The following is a 1,654-nucleotide window of genomic DNA, read 5'->3' as shown; positions in this document are numbered from 1 at the left end:
GTCGCGGCGCGACGCGACTCGCGCCGGACCAGCTCCGCCACGGCCATCGCCATGGGGGGCACCACCACCCGGTCGTCCTGCAGCTCGACCAGTCCCAGCTCCATCAGCGGCGCCAGGTCGTGGAGCAGGCTGCGCGGGCTCTCGTGCACGAGTCGCGCCATCCCCTGGAGGGTGTGCCCGGACGCCGGGGCGACCCGGAAGTAGAGCTGCTCGGCCGCCCGGTCGAGGCCAAGCGCGGACAGGGCGGAGGACGGACTGTCGGTGACCACAGTGGCAGGTTAGTGCCACCGGCACCCGCGAGCCACGTGGCAGGCACCTGCCACGGTGATACTTCTACCGGGCCGCGCGGGGGTGCGGCCCGGACTGCTCCCCTCGGGGAGCGTGGGCGTCGGAGTCGCCGCAGGGGACGACTTCGGCGCCCTTGTCATGTCGGCGATCCCCTCTCCCCCGTCGTACCGCACGAGGGCCGGCCGATAATCTGCGGCCATGGCACGTGGTGGACGGCAGGGCGGACAGCAGGGAGAGCCCATCGACTGGGTGACCCGCGCCGCCGACGACGCGATCCGGCACGCGGGCGAGGGGAACAAGGTCACCGTGGCGTCGGGCGCCAGTCCCTCCGGCCCGATCCACCTCGGCAACCTGCGCGAGTTCCTCACGCCGCACTTCGTGGCCGAGGAGCTGCGACGTCGCGGTGTCGAGACCCGCCACCTGCACAGCTGGGACGACTACGACCGGTTCCGCAAGGTGCCGGCCGGCGTCCCGCCCGAGTGGGCCGAGCACATCGGCCGCCCGCTCTCGGCCGTCCCCGACCCGTGGGGCTGCCACCCCTCCTGGGCCGAGCACTTCAAGGCGCCGCTGCAGGCCGCCCTCGCCGAGCTCGGCGTGGAGATGGACGAGATCAGCCAGACCGAGATGTACCGGGCAGGCACCTACCGCGAGCGGATCCTGCACGCGATCCGGCACCGCGACCGGATCGAGGAGGTGCTCGGGCGCTACCGCACCAAGGCCGCTCCGGCCGTGGAGACCGAGGAGGAGGCCGCCGAGCTCGCCGAGTCGGTCGCCAACGACGAGGAGGCGCAGGACTCCGGATCGTTCGCCCGGTTCCCCTACAAGCCGTGGTGCGCCTCCTGCGGTCGCGACACGACCGACGTCACGGCGTACGACGACGAGACCACCGACCTCGCCTACACCTGTCGCGAGTGCGGGCACTCCGGGGTCACCAACGTGGCGAGGCAGGACGAGGGCAAGCTGGTCTGGAAGGTCGACTGGCCGATGCGCTGGGCGTGGGAGAAGGTCGACTTCGAGCCTGCCGGTCTCGACCACATGACGCCCGGGTCGTCGTACACCGTGGGCCAGGAGCTGGTGTCCTCGGTCTTCGGCTGGCAGGCCCCCACGCGGGTGACGTACGCCTTCGTGGGCATCGCCGGCATGCAGAAGATGTCATCGTCGAGCGGCGGCGTCCCCACCCCCGCCGACGCGCTGGAGATCCTCGAGGCGCCGATGGTGCGCTGGCTCTACACCCGACGCGCGCCCAAGCAGGCGTTCACCATCGACTTCGGCCCCGAGGTCGTGCGCCTGTACGACGAGTGGGACGCGCTGGGCCGCAAGGCCGCCGACCCCGCCAAGCGCGACGTCAACGTGCTCGCCTTCGAGC

2 protein-coding genes are annotated in these 1,654 nt (G+C 72.1%); one reads left to right on the top strand and one right to left on the bottom strand.

Annotation, left to right across the window (positions count from 1 at the left end; all coding sequences use genetic code 11):
- On the bottom strand, nt 1–269 hold a 269-nt coding region (locus ACXJKL_RS20595; protein WP_457208857.1), incomplete at its 3' end, for a hypothetical protein.
- Nucleotides 270–486: 217 nt separating this feature from the next.
- Here ACXJKL_RS20595 and lysS point away from each other — a divergent pair.
- A partial coding sequence (lysS, locus tag ACXJKL_RS20590; RefSeq protein WP_457208856.1) for a lysine--tRNA ligase occupies nt 487–1,654 on the top strand: 1,168 nt, incomplete at its 3' end.

The sequence above is a fragment of the Nocardioides sp. P5_C9_2 genome, from assembly GCF_054049555.1.
Note: the sequence above shows the minus strand (reverse complement) of the source record. Positions and strands in the feature narration are given on the sequence as shown.